Origin of the sequence: Lysinibacillus telephonicus (genome assembly GCF_039654155.1) — a bacterium.
Classification (GTDB): domain Bacteria; phylum Bacillota; class Bacilli; order Bacillales_A; family Planococcaceae; genus Ureibacillus; species Ureibacillus telephonicus.
Map to the genome: position 1 here is coordinate 566,542 of NZ_CP155468.1, position 17,658 is coordinate 584,199.

General features: G+C 33.6%; 16 protein-coding genes. 10 read left to right on the forward strand and 6 right to left on the reverse strand.

The genetic code is table 11. The features are described 5' to 3' along the window. Window positions 1-5: 5 nt before the first annotated feature. The 4 genes from MKY04_RS02745 (at window position 6) to MKY04_RS02760 (ending at window position 3,457) form a co-directional block, all read left to right on the forward strand. Complete coding sequence (locus tag MKY04_RS02745) at window positions 6-824, forward strand: transporter substrate-binding domain-containing protein (RefSeq protein WP_126294338.1); 819 nt, start codon at window positions 6-8, stop codon at window positions 822-824. Between the two features lie 218 nt (window positions 825-1,042). Beyond that, a complete protein-coding gene (locus MKY04_RS02750) occupies window positions 1,043-1,699 on the forward strand; it encodes an amino acid ABC transporter permease (protein ID WP_126294337.1) in 657 nt (218 codons plus the stop codon). Beyond that, a complete protein-coding gene (locus MKY04_RS02755; RefSeq protein ID WP_126294336.1) occupies window positions 1,692-2,408 on the forward strand; it encodes an amino acid ABC transporter ATP-binding protein in 717 nt (238 codons plus the stop codon). Before MKY04_RS02750 ends, MKY04_RS02755 begins: the two co-directional genes overlap by 8 nt. Before the next feature lie 176 nt (window positions 2,409-2,584). After that, a complete protein-coding gene (locus tag MKY04_RS02760; RefSeq protein WP_126294335.1) occupies window positions 2,585-3,457 on the forward strand; it encodes a YitT family protein in 873 nt (290 codons plus the stop codon). 302 nt (window positions 3,458-3,759) lie between these two features. On the opposite strand, the gene MKY04_RS02765 is transcribed toward MKY04_RS02760, so the two are convergent. Together MKY04_RS02765 and MKY04_RS02770 are read right to left on the reverse strand one after the other, a co-directional pair. Beyond that, window positions 3,760-4,593, reverse strand: a complete 834-nt coding sequence (locus MKY04_RS02765) for an AraC family transcriptional regulator (protein ID WP_126294334.1) — start codon at window positions 4,591-4,593, stop codon at window positions 3,760-3,762. Window positions 4,594-4,667: 74 nt separating this feature from the next. After that, window positions 4,668-5,732 (reverse strand): NAD(P)/FAD-dependent oxidoreductase, encoded by a 1,065-nt coding sequence (locus tag MKY04_RS02770; RefSeq protein WP_126294333.1) that lies wholly within the window; start codon window positions 5,730-5,732, stop codon window positions 4,668-4,670. A gap of 398 nt (window positions 5,733-6,130) precedes the next feature. Between MKY04_RS02770 and MKY04_RS02775 the strand changes: the two genes are divergently transcribed. From MKY04_RS02775 to MKY04_RS02795, 5 genes are all read left to right on the forward strand, one after another. Further along, the gene (locus tag MKY04_RS02775; protein WP_185807704.1) at window positions 6,131-7,051 is read left to right on the forward strand and encodes an AbrB family transcriptional regulator; all 921 of its coding nucleotides are present in this window, start codon (window positions 6,131-6,133) and stop codon (window positions 7,049-7,051) included. Between the two features lie 161 nt (window positions 7,052-7,212). Next, window positions 7,213-8,832, forward strand: coding sequence for a M14 family zinc carboxypeptidase (locus tag MKY04_RS02780; RefSeq protein WP_185807703.1), 1,620 nt, complete (start codon window positions 7,213-7,215; stop codon window positions 8,830-8,832). 188 nt (window positions 8,833-9,020) lie between these two features. Next, entirely contained in the window at window positions 9,021-9,902 is an 882-nt protein-coding gene (gene cyoE / locus MKY04_RS02785; protein ID WP_126294330.1) for a heme o synthase, read from the forward strand. 623 nt (window positions 9,903-10,525) lie between these two features. Beyond that, a complete protein-coding gene (locus MKY04_RS02790) occupies window positions 10,526-10,984 on the forward strand; it encodes a DUF4879 domain-containing protein (RefSeq protein WP_126294329.1) in 459 nt (152 codons plus the stop codon). A gap of 13 nt (window positions 10,985-10,997) precedes the next feature. Then, complete coding sequence (locus MKY04_RS02795) at window positions 10,998-11,666, forward strand: hypothetical protein (RefSeq protein WP_126294328.1); 669 nt, start codon at window positions 10,998-11,000, stop codon at window positions 11,664-11,666. A gap of 1,520 nt (window positions 11,667-13,186) precedes the next feature. Here MKY04_RS02795 and MKY04_RS02800 read toward each other — a convergent pair. Continuing rightward, window positions 13,187-13,438: a hypothetical protein gene (locus tag MKY04_RS02800; protein WP_126294327.1), complete on the reverse strand. Its 252-nt coding sequence runs from the start codon at window positions 13,436-13,438 to the stop codon at window positions 13,187-13,189. A 446-nt stretch (window positions 13,439-13,884) separates the two neighbouring features. After that, entirely contained in the window at window positions 13,885-15,267 is a 1,383-nt protein-coding gene (locus tag MKY04_RS02805) for a dipeptidase (RefSeq protein WP_346235271.1), read from the reverse strand. Window positions 15,268-15,429: 162 nt separating this feature from the next. Between MKY04_RS02805 and MKY04_RS02810 the strand changes: the two genes are divergently transcribed. Continuing rightward, window positions 15,430-15,975: an RNA polymerase sigma factor gene (locus tag MKY04_RS02810; RefSeq protein WP_126294325.1), complete on the forward strand. Its 546-nt coding sequence runs from the start codon at window positions 15,430-15,432 to the stop codon at window positions 15,973-15,975. A 224-nt stretch (window positions 15,976-16,199) separates the two neighbouring features. On the opposite strand, the gene MKY04_RS02815 is transcribed toward MKY04_RS02810, so the two are convergent. After that, the gene (locus MKY04_RS02815; RefSeq protein ID WP_126294324.1) at window positions 16,200-16,643 is read right to left on the reverse strand and encodes a MarR family winged helix-turn-helix transcriptional regulator; all 444 of its coding nucleotides are present in this window, start codon (window positions 16,641-16,643) and stop codon (window positions 16,200-16,202) included. Window positions 16,644-16,712: 69 nt separating this feature from the next. Beyond that, window positions 16,713-17,117 carry a transcriptional regulator Spx gene (gene spx, locus MKY04_RS02820; protein WP_126294323.1) on the reverse strand — a complete coding sequence of 135 codons (405 nt, stop codon included), beginning with the start codon at window positions 17,115-17,117 and terminating at the stop codon, window positions 16,713-16,715. Between the last annotated feature and the right edge of the window lie 541 nt (window positions 17,118-17,658).

Here is a 17,658-nt window from a genome sequence, read left to right on the forward strand (position 1 = left end):
AAACAATGAAAAATAAGTATTTTTTATTCATGCTAGTATTAGTCATTGGTATTTTAGCAGCCTGTGGTACAGCTGAAGAAGGTAATACAACTGAAGGAAATAATGCAGCTGATGGATCAGAAACTGAAGCAACAACAGAAGAAGCAAAGGTATTACGCGTAGGTACTTCTGCAGATTACGCACCATTCGAATATGTTGATACTGCAGTGAGTGATGAAATTATCGGATTTGATATTGATTTAGCAAATATAGTTGCTGAACGTTTAGGGTATAAATTAGAATTCACAAACTCTGATTTTAATAGTTTAATTCCTGGTTTACAAGCGGATAAATTTGATTTTGTTATTGCTGGTATGACACCAACGAAGGACCGTGATGAAGTAGTTGACTTCTCAATTCCATATTATGAAACTGAGCAATATTTAGTTTCTCCAAAAGAAAGCAACATTGCTTCTTTAGAAGACTTAAAAGGTAAAGTAGTAGGGGCTCAAGTTTCTTCAATTCAAGAAGAATTAGCAAATACATTAGCAGCAGAGCATGGCTTTACTGTTGAAAGCCGCAACTTAATTCCAGAAGTAATTCAAGAATTAAAAAATGGCCGTTTCCAAGGTGCTGTAATTGAAAACATCGTAGCTGAAAACTATTTAGCTCAAAATGATGACTTAGCAGCATTCCCAATCGAAGTTGAAGATCCTGACTTCAAAGCAGTAGTATTCCAAGAAGGCAGTGAATTAAAAGCAGAATTCGATGAAGTAATCCAAGCACTAGTTGATGAAGGCAAGATTGACGAACTTAAGAAAAAATGGTTCGTTGTTGAACAATAATTCAAATACGTCATTCAGTTTATCTGAATGGCGTTTCTATTCTATTTAATAAGAGAATAGAAAATTTCTCATATTAATATTCAGTTACAGCGCCCAGCCCCTCGAGGTCGCGGTCTGCCCTCGGTCGAAAGCTGGAAAAGCTTATCGATTCGAGCCTTCCAGTGCTTGTCGGGACTAACAGGGCGCTTCCACTTTTAATCTAAGAAAGGGGGATAACGATGTTTGATTTTTCTAAAGTCGTTCCCTCTATTCCTTACATTTTACAAGGAATAGGCGTAACATTACAAATAGTTATCTTTGCGACGATTGTAGGGCTAGTTCTCGGTATTTTATTAGCTCTTTGTAAAATTGGAAGCATTAAGCCTTTAAAATGGTTTGCAGAGTTTTATACATCGATTTTCCGTGGTACTCCGCTTGTACTTCAATTGATGCTAATTTATTATGCGATACCACAATTTATTGGTACGAACATCGATCCAATACCTGCTGCTATTATCGCATTTGGCTTAAATTCGGGTGCATATGTTTCTGAAATAATTCGAGCGGGGATTAATGCAGTAGATAAAGGACAGCAAGAGGCGGCAAGAGCTTTAGGTGTTCCTTATGCCAAAATGATGAAGGATATTATTTTGCCGCAAGCAATGAAAAATATTCTGCCTTCTCTAATGAACGAATTTATTACATTAAATAAAGAGTCGGCAATTGTAACAGTAATCGGTGCACTAGATATTATGCGTCGTGCCTACGTTGTTGGTGGATCAACATTCCGCTACTTTGAGCCGTTATTAATCGCTGGTGTGATCTATTATATTATGACACTCGTATTAACATTCCTTGGAAGAACAATAGAAAAGAGGATGAGACGCAGTGATTAAAATTGAAAATTTAAAAAAGTCGTTTGGAAATAATGAAGTGTTAAAAGGTATTTCAACAGAAATAAAAGAAAAAGAAGTTATTGCAGTTATTGGCCCATCTGGATCAGGTAAATCTACCTTTTTACGTTGTATTAATCGATTAGAAGAGCCTACAAGCGGCGACATAACAGTTGGAGATACATTAATTACTGAGAAAAATGTGATGAAAGTGCGTGAAAATTTAGGAATGGTATTTCAACACTTTCATTTATTCCCGCATAAAACGGTTCTTGAAAACTTAATCTACGCACCAATGAATGTAAAAGGGATATCAAAGCAAGAGGCAACCGAAATCGCAGACGAGCTTTTACGTAAAGTTGGCTTATATGAAAAGCGCGATGAATATCCTAATCGATTATCGGGAGGACAAAAGCAGCGTGTTGCAATTGCTCGTGCGCTAGCTATGAATCCAACAGTTATGTTATTCGACGAACCAACTTCAGCATTGGACCCTGAAATGGTTAAAGAGGTACTAGCTGTCATGAAATCTCTAGCAGAATCAGGGATGACAATGATTATCGTCACACACGAAATGGGCTTCGCACGCGAAGTAGCCGATCGTATATTGTTCCTAGATGGAGGCTATTTAGTTGAAGATGCCACTCCAGATGAATTCTTCTCATCACCAAAGTCTGCTCGTGCAAAAGACTTTTTAGATAAAGTATTATAACCCATCATATTTAATCTGTTCGTAGAGAATGACTCGCGGGCAGATTTTTTTGTTTAGTTTTCCTAATATAGGAGCTTTCAGAGGATGTAAGTAGGAGATGCATGCTATACTAGAAAAGTGACGGTATTTAGTGACACATATTTTTTGGTAAAATTAAATGGAATTGAGGAAATGACATGGTTGCAAACACACATCGCAAATCGAGTAAATCTTGGATGCTTTTACGAGCGCTAATGGTTGTGATTGGGGGATTTGTTACAGCATACGGTCTTGAGGCGGTATTAATCCCTAACAGCGTATCGGATGGTGGAGTAACAGGGTTGAGCATCGTTGGCTCACAATTATTTGGCTTGCCATTAGGGGTACTTATTGCCCTTTTAAATATCCCTTTTGTATTTTTAGGCTATAAACAAATAGGTAAAAGCTTTGCTGTATTTTCAGTAGTTGGGATTGTTTCATTAGCAGTCGGTACAAGTCTTATGCACCATATACCTGCAATTATTGAAGGAGATACTTTATTAGTAACTGTTGTTGGTGGTATTATCATCGGGTTTGGTATGGGGTTAGCATTGCGCAACGGTGGAGCATTAGATGGAATTGATATGCTGGCTGTGCTGTTATCACGTAAATTACCATTTGGGACAAGTGACTTAATTTTATTTTTAAATTTATTTGTTTTTATTATTGTATCAACTGTATTTGGACTGCAAGGTGCAATTCTTTCAGGTATTGCTTACTTTATTGCTTCTAAAGTGATTCATATCGTTGAGGAAGGATTAAGCGGTTCGAAAACATTTAAAATTATTACAAATGAACCAGAATTAATGGTTGAAACTGTTCGCGACCGCTTAGGACGAAGTGCGACATATAATATTGTTCGAGGCGCATATTCAAATGAAGAATTTAAGGAAATTACTTGTGTTATAAACCGTTTAGAAGAAAGTAAAATGAAGGAAATTATAAGAGAAATCGACCCGGGATCTTTTGTTACCGTTTATGACGTAGCAGAAGTAAGAGGTGGAAACTTCAAAAAGAATGATATCCATTAGTATATTTTAATGAAAGGCTGTCCAGAAGTAATATGTCTGAACAGCCTTTTTTATATTACTCCTAAAAAAATAACAAATTTTTTTATAAAAGAGCATAATTTTATTCATGTTGTACAATCTAAGATAGACAGAAGCCACAACTGAATATCCTTATAACCCTCTTTCCAGGGGCCATCCAAACTAATTTTGGTTGGCTCCTTTTGGTATTCCTAGTATCAAGACTTCTCATACAAATCATTAATCACAAATTATTGCATTTGGAATCTTATCTCATTAAATGGCAATTGAGCTATTATAAACATTTAATCTTGATTTACTTTCTCTTTGGTTAAGAAGGATCGATATTTACGATATTCAGTAGGGGACATGCCAGTCTTCTTTTTAAACACACGACTAAAATATAAATTATCAACATAGCCTACACTGTTTGAGATTTCAATAATTTGTTTATCGGTTAATAATAATAACTCTTGTGCCTTATGAATCCGATATGCTGTTAAGTATTCGATGGGGCTTGAACCAATATAACGTTGAAATATAGATGTTAAATACCTTCTTTTGATGCCAAAGTTACTTGCAATTTCATTAATGGTAATGGATTCTGCATAATGTTGATGAATATAGCTTTTAATCTTTTCTAAATCAATTGCTGGTTGTTTTTTTGAATCGTTTTTTAGAGCATGTATTAATTCTACAATAAAGCTTAAGAGCAAAGATTTACATTTTAATTTCATATAGACATCTGTTGATCTGAAGTTTTCTACTAGTTCCATAGCATATTGAAAAACTTTTTTTTGATTATCAATATTCATTATGAAATGGCTTGTATATAAGGGGAATATACTCACTTCATTTTCTAGTATCCGGTATTGAATAAGAATATAAGAACATTTAGTATCACTTAAAACTTCACTAATAACCGTACTTGGACCAACATGAAGAACTGATCCAGTTTTTAGCTTGTAAGATGTTTCATTTATAGTGAAACTTGCAAGTCCACTTGAAATAATAATTATACTGGCGCACTCATGATATTTTTCTATATTTTTTGTTCTTGGCTCCATAACTTGTTGAATTGCATTCTCAAAGCTAATGGATGCACTTGCAAAGTAATTTGCTAAATCCTCAATATTCATCGCTTCCTCCTTCTAAAACGAAAAGAAGAGAGTCATTGTTGAATCTTTAGATACAATCACCCTCGCAAAATAGTTTATTTAATCGTTGTTTTTTCTTTTATTCGGGATTCAAAAATTTCACGGTTGCGTTCATCAAACGTTTCATTATGTGAAGAGACACGAGCAGTAGGGTTTGCAGTTGGATCAAGGTATGCTTTCGCACTATTAACTGCATGAAGCGCGTCTTGATAAGCGCCTGCAATCAAATGAATTTTGCTAGGATATTCAGCAATATCGCCGGCAGCAAATAATCCTGGTACAGAAGTTTCACATTTCCCATTTGTTACTACTTTATAGTTGCGCTCTTTATCGCGTTCAACAGTAATAGAGTCATCAAATGCAATTGTTCGCTCTTTCAAAAAGCCGTGATTAATTAGTACGGCATCAACATGAATTGCTTTTTCTTCAGTAGTTGTTGTATTTTCAAGTATTACTTGTTGGATGGTTGAGCCGTTTAAAGAAGGAACGAATTGTTTAATTTGTGTATTCAATAGTATCGGTGTTCCATTATTTTTAATTTTTTGGATGTATGCCTCATGACCAGATAATTTTTCTCCGCGGTAAATAACCGTTATATCTTTTGCGAAGCCATGTAAATCATGTGCCCAGTCTATTGCAGCATGCCCTCCGCCTGATATCAAAATAGATTTGTCCTTGAAGTCATATAGGCTGCGAACAGAATAGAATAAGTTGGTATTTTCGAACTTTTCGGCACCTTCAATCTCCAATTTTTGATGGTTTACAATACCTGAACCGATTGCAAGAATCACTGTTTTTGAAAAGTGCTTTTCACCAGATTCGGTTGTAATTATAAACATATTATCTTCTTTACCAATTGTTCGGACCTTTGTATTTACACATACCGTTGGATCAAACGTTAATGCTTGTGAAATCGATTGGTCAATCAATTGTTGTCCAGTAATCGGTGTCATTCCGCCAATATCCCAAATTAACTTCTCTGGATAAACATGAACTTTTCCACCGAGCATTGGTTGAGATTCAATGATTTTTGTTTTCATATCTCGCAGACCTGCATAAAATGCGCTAAATAATCCACTTGGTCCGCCGCCAATAATCGTGACATCATAAATAGTATTCATAATATCCTCCTAAAGAATAATTGATAATGATTATCATTATTGATTATTCTTACTTATTTTTACACAAAAGTAAATGGACAAAAAAAATAATTATATGGATTTTTGCGGCAAGGGTTTAAAAATAATATTTTTTCTACATATGATTGTAGTTAAGAATCTCTTATTGTTTGCGGGAGGGGACTAACTGTGTATGTGTAGCAGGTCAATTTATGATAATCTGAGGTAAACGTAGATAGAAAAGAGGCTCGAGTTTTGCATATAAAATCGATCATTTTGGTAGCATTCATTAGCATCTTAGGTGCACTGTTGTTTGAATATGTTGGAATGCCGGTTCCATGGATGCTAGGACCACTATTTTCGGTGCTAATCAGTCAATTTTTTATTAAGTATCAATTATATTGGCCTATGAAACTTCGAATTTAGGCCTTGTTATTATAAGTGTTTCCATCGGTCATTCATTTCAATTTAATTTGTTTAAAGGCATGAGCTGGCTTCTTTTACTTATGCTAATAATGAATATCGTCTTAGTTATAATTAGTATATTTATGGCCTTTGGAGTTAAAAAAATAGGGAGTATCCCTTTAAAGACAGCTCTAACCTGTACAGTTCCAGGTGGCTTAGGACAAATTGTTGTATTTGCTGAAGAAGAAAAGGATATTAATTTAGCAATCGTTACGTTTTTCCATGTTGTTCGGGTAATAAGCATTGTCTTTCTCGTTCCATTTATTCTCTCGGGGCATGTTATTCAAGCAAAAGGGGAAGGGCATTTTTTGATTAGCTCAATTTTCCCTCTAGCATTATTGTTGCTTGTGTCATGGGTTGTTGTTTGGGTAGGGAAGAAAATCAATCTGCCAGTTCCGTACTTTTTAACTCCGGTATTATTTGTCATTGTACTAAAACTATTCTCGGTTAATGTACCAGAAGTGCCAATTTTACTTTTACATGCGGCACAATTGTTCATGGGTGCATACATAGGTCTGCTTTTAAAACCAGATATGATAAAGCTAGGAAAACGAGTATTGTTATTAGGAGTAGGAAGTGCACTTTTTCTACTTGCAATTACGTTTTTCCAAGGCTTATTGCTGGTCTATCTCCTTGACTATTCACTATCTACCAGCTTCCTAAGTGCAGCAGCAGGGGGGCTTGATCAAATGAGTCTGCTTGCCAACTCAATTGGAGCAGATGTTTCTGTAGTTACTGTGTTCCAAATTTTCCGATTGCTGTTTGTCTTTCTGCTAGTTTTACCGTTATTAAAAGTAGCATGTTCATATTTGGATAGAAGAGAAAAAGTTTTAAAAGAACAAATAAAATATTATTAAAAGACTTGGGATAATTCCTAAGTCTCTTTTTATTTTGTAAGAAAATAGAAAATACTAATAAAATTCTTAATATAAATGTAATTTGTAAATTTTATATTGTATTAGTTATGATAATATTAGTAACTTTTTGATAATTTAATAATGAAATGGAGTTAATTACTTTGAACAACTATAAAGCAATTCTATCAATTTTTTTAGTGTTTATACTTATTTTTCAAGTTTCAATCGTTTCGGCGAGCGAAATTGAAAAATCTACTAATTCAGCAGAAGTAACGTCTAGTGTAGGATTAACAGATGAACAATTAAATCCTGAAATAATTATAGATGATGTTTCTGAAGAGCAACCAAATAAAGCAGAGACATCTGGAATCCCATCTGACCAACTGCTAAATGAAGCAAATGAAGAAAATACATATACTCAACCAGAAGAAGAACAATCATTACCACCAGAAGTAAAAGAAGTAATTTCTCCATACATAAACGGAAATGGAAAAGTGATTCAGACAACTCCGTATTACTTATCTTCTTCAAAGGGGTTTGAAAATGCAGGGACATTGGAAAAAGGCACGATATTATCACCAACTAATGTGACAGCAAATTTTTTTATTGTAACGGCTAATAAGAAATCCTTTTATATCCCTAGAACAGCTCTAACCTCTACAGATGAAGAAACAAATCTAGAAGCTCATATACAAGGGAATTTCCCTCGAAGTATTGTTGCTGAAATTGATGCACCATTTGAAGATAAGGCTGGCAATATACTTGGGACAGTAGCAAAAGGAGAACAGGTTAATTTACATATGATTAATGGCAGTCGTGGTGTGATTGAACGGTTTGGCAAGCGTGTATATGTAAATTTAGTGGATTTTTATCATACGAATCAAGTAGAACCGAAAAAGAATATTAGCTATAAAGAGATGGAATATTATTTAAAAGTATTTTCAAATATGTATCCGGAATTTACGGAACTAGTTAAGATTGGTTCTTCCGTTCAAGGCAGAGCGCTATATGCTTTAAAGGTAGGAACAGGATCAAAAGAGATTTTAATGGATGCGTCGTTGCATGCAAGGGAACATATGACAACGAACGTTTTATTAGAAATGATTGATGAGTATACTTATCATTATTTAAAAGGTAAAAAATTTTCGTCAATGAATGTTAAAACAATTTTAAGCAGGGTAAGCATATGGTTTGTTCCAATGATGAATCCGGATGGTGTAACGCTGGTTCAGACGAGAGTGAATGCAAGTTCAACAACCAAAAAATTAAATAATGGCAGCTCGAATTATAATAGATGGAAAGCCAATATTCGCGGTATAGATTTGAATAGAAATTTTGACGGTGGTTGGGAGAAAAAAGCTTCTGCTGCATCTCCATCTTATAAAAATTATAAGGGAGCAAAAGCTTTCTCTGAGCCGGAATCACAAGCGCTGCGCAATTTTGTAGCACAGCATCATTTCAAATCCTATATTTCATATCATAGTTCAGGATCAATCCTATACTACTACCATTATCAAAAATCAACAGCTTTAACACGTGATTTATCCGTTGCTAAAATGATTGGCAAGGCAACAGGCTACAAAATTATGTCTCCAACTGGTGAGGCGGGCTCTGGTGCATCAACGGATTGGTTTATTATGAATTATCGAATGCCTGGAATTACTATAGAAATTGCCCCTTATGGAGGTGAAACAGTTGTTCCTCTAAAATATTGGGATAGTGTATGGAAGAAAAATAAAACAATTGGTTTACTTGCAGCAAATGAGGCAAATTCGAGATAAATAAGAAAGTGGAAAAATTTATTAAATGGCAAGTTTAAAATTTGACTAAACTACGAATTTATTAAGTAAGTCTTTAAAATTTTAAAAATAAACATGCTGTGCTGATTGTTGAATCTCCCATATCAGTGGTATGATAGAATATAGTGCTTACCCTTGGTAGCCTAACAATGAGGAGAATTAGACATACTATGCAAAACTACATCAATTTATGGGCAAAGACCGTCAAAACAGGAATTATTAAATCAAATTTAATTCCGATGATAGCGGCTCTTATGCTAGCTTTATATACGTATGAACTAAGCTTTGTTGAACATATACCGACTATAATATATGCCTTTGTTGGTTCTGCATTCATAATTGGTGCAGCAGGGATTTTTAATAATTTATATGATCGAGATATTGATGCGGTTATGAAACGAACAAAATTACGACCTACAGTAACAGGTGAGTTAAGTATCCGCTCAATTTTGATTGTCGGCATACTCTTACTTGTTCTAGGGCTTGGAATTTTACTATTAACAACACCACTTGCTGCGTTTCTAGGTTTTCTAGGAGTATTTTTCTATGTTGTCCCCTATACTATGTGGACAAAGAGAAGAACTATTTGGAATACTGAGGTAGGCAGTATTTCAGGTGCGATGCCGCCTTTAATAGGTTGGGCAGCAGTAGCGCCAGATATTTGGCATCCAGCTGCATGGGCACTTTTCATCATTATGGTTATTTGGCAAATGCCACACTTTTATGCAATTGCTATTCGCAAAAAAGATGATTACGCAGCAGCAAAAATTCCAATGCTGCCAGTTATAAAAAGTGCGAGAAGAACGTACATTCAAACAAACATTTACTTAATTCTTTTAATGTTTACAAGCTTCTTATTCTTGCCCTTAAGCTGGGGATTAACGTTATCGTCCCTTATTTTAGGTGGTATTTGGTTGTGGATCAGCTTCGTAGGCTATCGCCAAATGGATGAAAAAATTTGGGCAAATAAAATGTTTGCTTATTCCCTAATTTATATGACTGCAGTTTTTGCAACGGTTATTATTTATGCATCGGTTGGTTTAATTTTTTAAATAATAGGAAGATGAGTATCCTGAGGTTTTTAAGTGGACTTTAGGGTATTTCATCTTTATGTTCATACATGGCTTTTGCCGGTTACACAGATAATTATAAATAAATCATTTTTTTTTAAAAGTTTCTAAGTAACTTAAGAAGATGCTGCTTGTATTTTACAGGTAGCATCTTTTTTTAATTCTACTGTCCGACGTATAATAGAATTCTTTATCTGAATGGTAAAGGCACACCTTCAGATGTAAAAGATATAAACATGTTTTTATTCTAACCTTCATATTAGCAATCTATAGTTTTTTGAATTCTCTTTTATTGTAACTACTAATACATCTCAGTAGATTTTACCCCAAGGCTCTTAGACAAAATATATATCCAAAATAAAATCTTTAATATTCCTCTTCTTTTTATTCATTAAAATATTCTAAAATTGAACTTTCATTAACAGGATTTGCATAGGGATTACATACAAGTTGTTTTCGTTTTGTTAACTTAAGAAGTTGGATACCATATAGAAAATATGTAAAAAATGTAAAATATATTGAAATTTACCAATTATAAAATTATAATCAATTATACGACGTCGTAGAATTCTTAACTCAATAAATATATCTTAGAAGGTAGCAATATGAAAAAGTTATTAACTATTGCTATTACATTTTCGTTAATATTTGGTATTTTTATAGGAGTAGGAAAAGAAAAAGTATCTGCGGCACCTGCTCAAGATCTAATATCTGTTCGAATTGCAGGTTTTTCAGTGGATGGTACCAAATGGGAAACTATAGGAGTGAAGCAATCAAAAGCAGAGACTCCGGTAACAACAACAGATACCTTATATATTAGAGTTTTGTTTACAGGGTATCCTTTAACGTATTTAGCTTATAGCAATGATGTGAACCTAAGTCATAAAAAAGTTATTAATTATCAAACTACACCAGTTGTAGATTCGAACAAAATTGTAACAGGATTTGTATATTATTTTAAAGTAGAATCTAGAGATTTGCCTAGTATTTCAATAACAATTAAAGGCATAAATCAACTAGGTCAAATTGTTAATGGTAATACAGTATCTTTTGATAGAGAATAATAGGAGAATAGATATGATACAATCTCTTAACACTGCAATTGTAACAAATACTTCAAGTACAACAAATAGCACGTCTATAAATCAAAGTAAGATAAGATGGGATAATGTTTGCGAAGCAGAAGCCAATAATAGAGGGGAAATAATAGAATCAACTGAAAGTGTCATTGTTAATGGTATTGCTTATGATGCAGATGATGCTGCACGATGGGACGAGTACATTGAAAAATTAGATCCAATGTTTTTAGCATTTTGTAATTTAGCTAACGAAGGTGTAGACATTAATAATGTAACAGATGATAATCGCTACTCGATTCATTTTTATGAGTTTTGTTCTATGATTGAAAAAGGTGAAGTAGTAAGCGAAAAAAATGCAGAATTCGGTTTTGAAAATTTTTATGCCTCTAATTGGGACATACGTACAGAGCTGTCTACTTATGATGAAGGAAAAAGCGATATATTAAAAAGCGCGAGTGTTTTAGATATTATTAAAAAATGCTATGAACTTGGAATGATGACAAAAGAAAATAGATTATTATTTCCTAGTGAGCTTTACAAAATTCGTTTTGAGAAAAAAATGGAACATGCTTTGTTAAATAAGGATAATATAATGTTAATTAATTATAAGATGGATAATAATTATAATAAAGCACTAATGAATAGTGCTTATCAAAAATCAATTTAGATAATTATAAGCCTCATCAAATAAAATTATTCTTTTTGTAAAGAAAAATTAAAAAAGTCTCTAAGCAACTTAGATGAACCGAGCTCCGAATAATGGTCACTTTAAAAAAGTACCCTATTCGGGGTTTTTTCTATTTAAAAAGCCCGTTATACTAAAACAAATTATACTGAACGGGAATTTTTAAGATTAAAACTTTTTCAACGAACACCAACGTCAACTGTTAGAAGATAATCCTATTGTTGCTTCAGTATCTGATTGTTCGATTCAGTAAACACCTGAGTTTAAAATTAAAGCAGTGAAAGAAATTTTAGTAGGTAAAGGACAGCTCAAATATTATAAAAAAAGGATTCGGTCTTGAAATGATTGGTTAACAAAAAGCAAAGAATTCTTTAGTCCGTTGGAGAAGAACTTTTAATCGATATGGGGAAAATGGGTTTTTAGAAGAACGCAGAGGAAAAGGAAGTACTGAACGACCTTCAACTAAAGATTTATCTGCTGAAAATACTTAAAAAAGCAGAAGCTCGTATTCATTATTTAGAAGCTGGAATTGAACTACTAAAAAAGCTGGAGGAACTCGAAAGGAAGGTGAAGAATCGCAAGTAGTTGCAAATGAAAAATACGGATTCTTCAAGGTTATCTTAATAGCTATCACTGTTTATCTCTAAACTCCTCTAATGAATTTCTTGGTCTGAATTGATAAAGGCAACGTCAGCTAGATTGATACAACTTTTCTTTAATTTATGAAAAGTATTTCTTGCAGGGACAATGAATAGAACGCTGAAATCTTCAATTCAAAAGTTATAAAATTATTATAAATTATTTTAATTCCTAGCCTGTTGCACATCAGTTTGCAATCCCCATAAAGTAAAGTTGTTTCAGTGGAAGTGCTTTAAATTAACAGTTTTGATAAATCTGTATAGGGAAGTAAAATGAGGGGTTTTTATTGTTATATAACAATTTATTTCGAAATTGTGAACAATAATGTGATAAAAATGTGACATCTATCGTCATGTAGTCCAATAAGTAATTGAATGATGGTACACTTAGTACATCATAAAGAAGTCAATAATAATTGCTTCTTATGAAAAATCGCTCATAGTAAAAGTGTAAGCTCAAAAGACCCTTGTAAAAGCTTGTTCGACAAGATATATAACCTCCCCTATATATATAATGCTTTTTAAAAGGTCAGTTAAAAAACCACCGTGCCATTAGAAGCGCGGTGGTTTTTTTCATGTCTTTTAGATTTTTCTGTTATGGCAAGAGGACCCTTGCAGTAAGATATTTCGGGACGAGATTTTTATGATGAGTATAGTGAAGTACTTCCTCTAAGAGCAAGGCGATTTCTGCCAAGAGGATATGAAATACCAAAAAATAGTGTCTTAAGATTATATCAAAAAAAGTAGAAGGGGATTACCAGAAACTCTAACTTCCTGATACCGCCTTCTTAAATTAGAATAAGTCGTCTACAGTGATAACACAGTGACCCTCATAGCTTTCAAACTAATGCTTCTTAGCTAAAATTAAAACGTTGTAAATGAATAGAAACCAAACAAAAATGATATAGCCGCTAAAGTTAAATAAAAAATACTAGTATTCTTATTTTCTCTTTTCCTTTCATATAAGCACATCATTGCAAATAATGGTCCCATCAACATGAAGGCCCAAGGGAGTAAATGTGGACTTCCAGCAATAAACGTATACAATCCAATTAAAATGAGCAATAACCCGATAACTGGTTGAACAAATAATACAAGACTCCATTTATTTTCCATTTTAAAACACCCCTGTCTTTCTTTTAATAAAACAATTAATTTATAGCTTTATAAAATAGTATAATTTCAATTCTACAAATATTTAGGAAATTCCTTTTTGTTATATAAATTAAATATTTGTAAAAAAAGTGCCGCAAAAAAATTATTTTTAGAGGTCGGTATAGAGGATGGGGATGTTTAGGATGTCTAGAGCAGGAGTCACTTTCTTTTTGCGGCTAGGATGGAATCACCGCAGTAATAATGCTTTAATAGATATTCATAATATCAAAGCAGAAAGAAGGGCTCATTAGGGGATGGGGGCGTCCCCATTATGCGATGATAGGCAAAGCGGACATGAAAGAGCAGCATCATTACTAAAGAGTGATGTTGTACTTAAGTATTTAAAAGAAAACTGTCCAAGAAGTTTGTAATACATACTTCTTGGACAGTCGTAGGGTAAATCAATATTAAAATTCTAAATCAGCAACTTCATGCAAGTAATCACCAAGAACACGAAGTCCTTTATCAAAGTTTTCTAAATGGAAGTGCTCATTTGGTGCATGGAAGTTTTCACTATTTAAGCCGAAACCCATTAATACAACAGGCAAAGATAATATTTCATCAAATGATGCTACGATTGGAATAGAACCACCGCCACGGGTAAAGGCAGTAGGGACGTTGTAAATTCGTTCATATGAACGGCCTGCTGCTTGGATTAATGGGTGATCAAAAGGTGTTAAGTAAGGTGCACCTTTGTCAAATTCAGATATTGTAACGTTAACACCTTTTGGTTTATGTTTTTCGATATGTGCTTTAAGAAGTGCTACGATTTCGTTCGGATCTTGATCAGGCACTAAGCGGCAAGTAATTTTTGCACCTGCTTCAGCAGGAAGAACTGTCTTAATCCCTTCACCAGAGAAGCCTCCAAAGACACCATTTACTTCTAGAGTAGGACGAGCCCAAGTGCGTTCTAAGTAGGAGTAGCCTTGTTCACCGAATAATTCATTTACACCAACTTCTTCTTTTAAAGCTTCCTCATCAAAATTTAATTCACTGTAAGCTTTGCGCTCTTCTTCAGTTAAAGGACGCACTTTATCATAAAAGCCTTCTACTTGAATAGTTCCATGCTCATCACGGAATGAAGCAAGTATGTCGGCTAAGGCATGGATTGCATTTTGAACGCCGCCGCCATATAACCCCGAATGTAAATCTCCTATAGCGCCACGTATGTCAATTTGTATACCCGTTAGTCCGCGTAAACCATAACATACAGCAGGTTTTCCAGGTGCATAAAGTCCTGTGTCCGAAATCAAGATAAGATTGGCTGATAATTTTTCTTTATTTTTTTCTACATATTCAGGAAGATTTGGACTGCCAATTTCTTCTTCACCTTCGTAAATAAATTTTACGTTCACAGGAAGTGTACCTTCAGTTTCAAACAATGCTTCTATCATTTTTAAATGCATGAATACTTGTCCTTTATCATCCGATGCACCTCGAGCATACAATTTGTTGTCTCGGATTTCAGGATTGAAAGGTTCAGAATCCCATAAGTGGAGTGGGTCAACTGGTTGAACATCATAATGTCCATATAAAAGAATTGTTGGTTTTCCTTCAGCATGAAGCCACTCACCATAGACAACAGGGTGTCCTGCAGTTTCATCAACAGATACATTTTCAATATTGAGCTTACGAAGTCGATCTGCTAACCAATTTGCAGCAGTTTTGATATCCTCTTTATGCTCTGATAATGAGCTTATACTTGGGATGCGAAGGAATTCAAATAGCTCCTCTAAATGTCTTTCACGGTTTTTAGCGAAATAAGCATCTAATTTTTCCAGATGGCTCATATAAAATCCCTCATTTCATTAATTGTAAAAATAAGTATAGCATAGTGTTTCTGCCACTTCGAATCTTACATATGTGTAATGAAATTGAAAGCAAATACGATAGAGTGTAATGCAAGTTTTTGGGAAAATGTAGTCAGAAGTTAGAAATTGGAGGAAATAATCATGACTAACTATTTAGCTGGAATTTACGAAGAATATAATCGTTATATATATCATTTATGTTTAAAATTAACACGCAATTCAGCAGAGGCTGAAGATTTAATGCAAGAGGTTTGGTTAAAAGTTGTACGTAATGAAGAACAAATTGACAAGGTTGATTATATTAAAGCATGGCTTACAACCATTACAATGAATACATTCCGCGACCGCTATCGCAAAAATGTTCGAAGAAGTAAATATATGATGAATCAACCTGAAACATTAGACGTACCGATTTTAGATTTGGTTCCAAATAATGAAATATCTACTGAAGAGCAGATTGAAAAGGTTGCAGTAACAAAAATTGTTCAAGAAAAAATGTTGCAACTAGATAGCATTTATCAAAAAACATTATGGTACTTCTATGTTGACCAATATTCTCTAGCAGAAATTTCAACTTTAATGAAAGTATCAATTGGTACTGTAAAATCAAGACTTTTCCGTGCTAAAGCGCGCTTGAAAGAAATAATGCTAGCAGATACATCTTTACAAGATGTTGTAATGGCTTAAGGATATTCTAGTAATTCATTTGACGATTCAAAATGATGAAAGTTCCTTAAATTTAATAGCTTATAATACTCCCTATATATAAATAAAAAAAACGCAAGGTGCATTTTATAGCATCTTGCGTTTTTATTTGGGTTTTAGATTAATAAACATCGTAATTTCCTATAAACTATTCTTTTGATTGAGGTGCGCTGCATCCCAAAATTGTAATTTGATTCTCATAAAAACTACTTTGAAGAACCGTTTCCATTCAGAAGGCATTTTTCAAAGATTGTATGTAGCGTTTTAATTTCGTCATTAGTAAGCATGCCGAACATTGAGTTAACCATTGCTGTTACTTGAGCTTGTGATTCTTTTAGTACTTTTTCGCCCTCTGGTGTAATGGCGATTTGAGAAGCACGGCGATCTGCGCTACTTTGCGTTTTTTCAATTAAACCACTATTGATAAGTTTCGTTGTTAAAACAGTTACTCCACCAGTTGTCACTTTCAAACGCTCAGCAATAGAAGAAGGGCGTTTTGGTCCTTCTTTCGCTAATAAATCTAAAAGTAATATATGAGATTTTGAAAATCCTAAAATATTTTGTTGGTTCCATTCATTTGCCCATTTACGCTCTAATGAAGAAACAACTTCAAAAAGAGAGGAAAGGGTTTCATATCTTTGGTTATCCATTTTGTTCAGCTCCACTTACATAATTAATTCCGTAACTTAAATACAGAATCAGAATCGCTAGACTTGTGATTAACCTTGTGTTGCAAGTTTTTGCATAGCATTTAATTCATATGCACGCACTTTACGTGGGATAAAACGGCGAATATCCATTTCATTGTACCCAACTTGGATGCGTTTTTCATCAAGTAGGATAGGGCTGCGCAGCATACGTGGATGTTGTTGAATTAAATTATAAAGATCCTGAATGGAAAGTTGATCAATATCAACATTAAGGTTTTTGAAATCATTAGAGTTTGTCGCAATAATTTCATCAGTTCCATCTTCAGTCATTCTTAATATATTTTTAAATTCTGCTAATGTTAAAGGTTGTGAAGTAATACGTTTTTCTGAATAAGCAATATTATTTTCTTTTAACCATTTAATGGCTTTTCGTGAAGAGGAACAGCTTGATTGTGTATAAATTGTAACTGTCATAAAATCTCCTCGCTTTCTTTGTTTTGTAATAGCTTACAAATAAGATATGTTTGTTTATATTTATATCTTACTAGTAAGATAAATGTAAGTCAATAGCTTTTCTAAAAAAGTATAAGTGGGCTTCTAATAAAATATATAACCATTCTTCTATAAATATATACGTCTATAATCGAGAAAAGTTTCAACTTTTTGGGTTTTCTTTCACTTGATTAGTAATTGTAAATTGAAGTTTTCTGTGAAAAATATAATTTTGAAAGTTTAGGGAAATAGGGCTATTTTTTGACTGAAGGGTAGGGGATTGTTGATTCTATTAAAGCATTTTCAGTACCAATTTTTGTGATGATATTTCGGTCACTTATTAAGAACAAAAAATAATAAAAGATTTTACATATTGGATGAAGGGAAGGAGCTATAAACAGAATTTAAGACAATTCTGATGTTACTGTAATAATGATTGATTATCCATGAGTATTTGAGCTTGCTAAAAAAAACGTTAAAAAAATTTGTAACTTGATTTAACAGACATGGGTAATTGTGTGGT

Bases quoted from the DNA above. Each gene is read 5' to 3' on its own strand.
- MKY04_RS02745 (WP_126294338.1), top strand. From the start codon at position 6: ATGAAAAATAAGTATTTTTTATTCATGCTAGTATTAGTCATTGGTATT.
- MKY04_RS02750 (WP_126294337.1), top strand. From the start codon at position 1,043: ATGTTTGATTTTTCTAAAGTCGTTCCCTCTATTCCTTACATTTTACAA.
- MKY04_RS02760 (WP_126294335.1), top strand. From the start codon at position 2,585: ATGGTTGCAAACACACATCGCAAATCGAGTAAATCTTGGATGCTTTTA.
- MKY04_RS02765 (WP_126294334.1), bottom strand. From the start codon at position 4,593: ATGAATATTGAGGATTTAGCAAATTACTTTGCAAGTGCATCCATTAGC.
- MKY04_RS02770 (WP_126294333.1), bottom strand. From the start codon at position 5,732: ATGAATACTATTTATGATGTCACGATTATTGGCGGCGGACCAAGTGGA.
- cyoE (WP_126294330.1), top strand. From the start codon at position 9,021: ATGCAAAACTACATCAATTTATGGGCAAAGACCGTCAAAACAGGAATT.
- MKY04_RS02790 (WP_126294329.1), top strand. From the start codon at position 10,526: ATGAAAAAGTTATTAACTATTGCTATTACATTTTCGTTAATATTTGGT.
- MKY04_RS02795 (WP_126294328.1), top strand. From the start codon at position 10,998: ATGATACAATCTCTTAACACTGCAATTGTAACAAATACTTCAAGTACA.
- MKY04_RS02800 (WP_126294327.1), bottom strand. From the start codon at position 13,438: ATGGAAAATAAATGGAGTCTTGTATTATTTGTTCAACCAGTTATCGGG.
- MKY04_RS02805 (WP_346235271.1), bottom strand. From the start codon at position 15,267: ATGAGCCATCTGGAAAAATTAGATGCTTATTTCGCTAAAAACCGTGAA.
- MKY04_RS02810 (WP_126294325.1), top strand. From the start codon at position 15,430: ATGACTAACTATTTAGCTGGAATTTACGAAGAATATAATCGTTATATA.
- MKY04_RS02815 (WP_126294324.1), bottom strand. From the start codon at position 16,643: ATGGATAACCAAAGATATGAAACCCTTTCCTCTCTTTTTGAAGTTGTT.
- spx (WP_126294323.1), bottom strand. From the start codon at position 17,117: ATGACAGTTACAATTTATACACAATCAAGCTGTTCCTCTTCACGAAAA.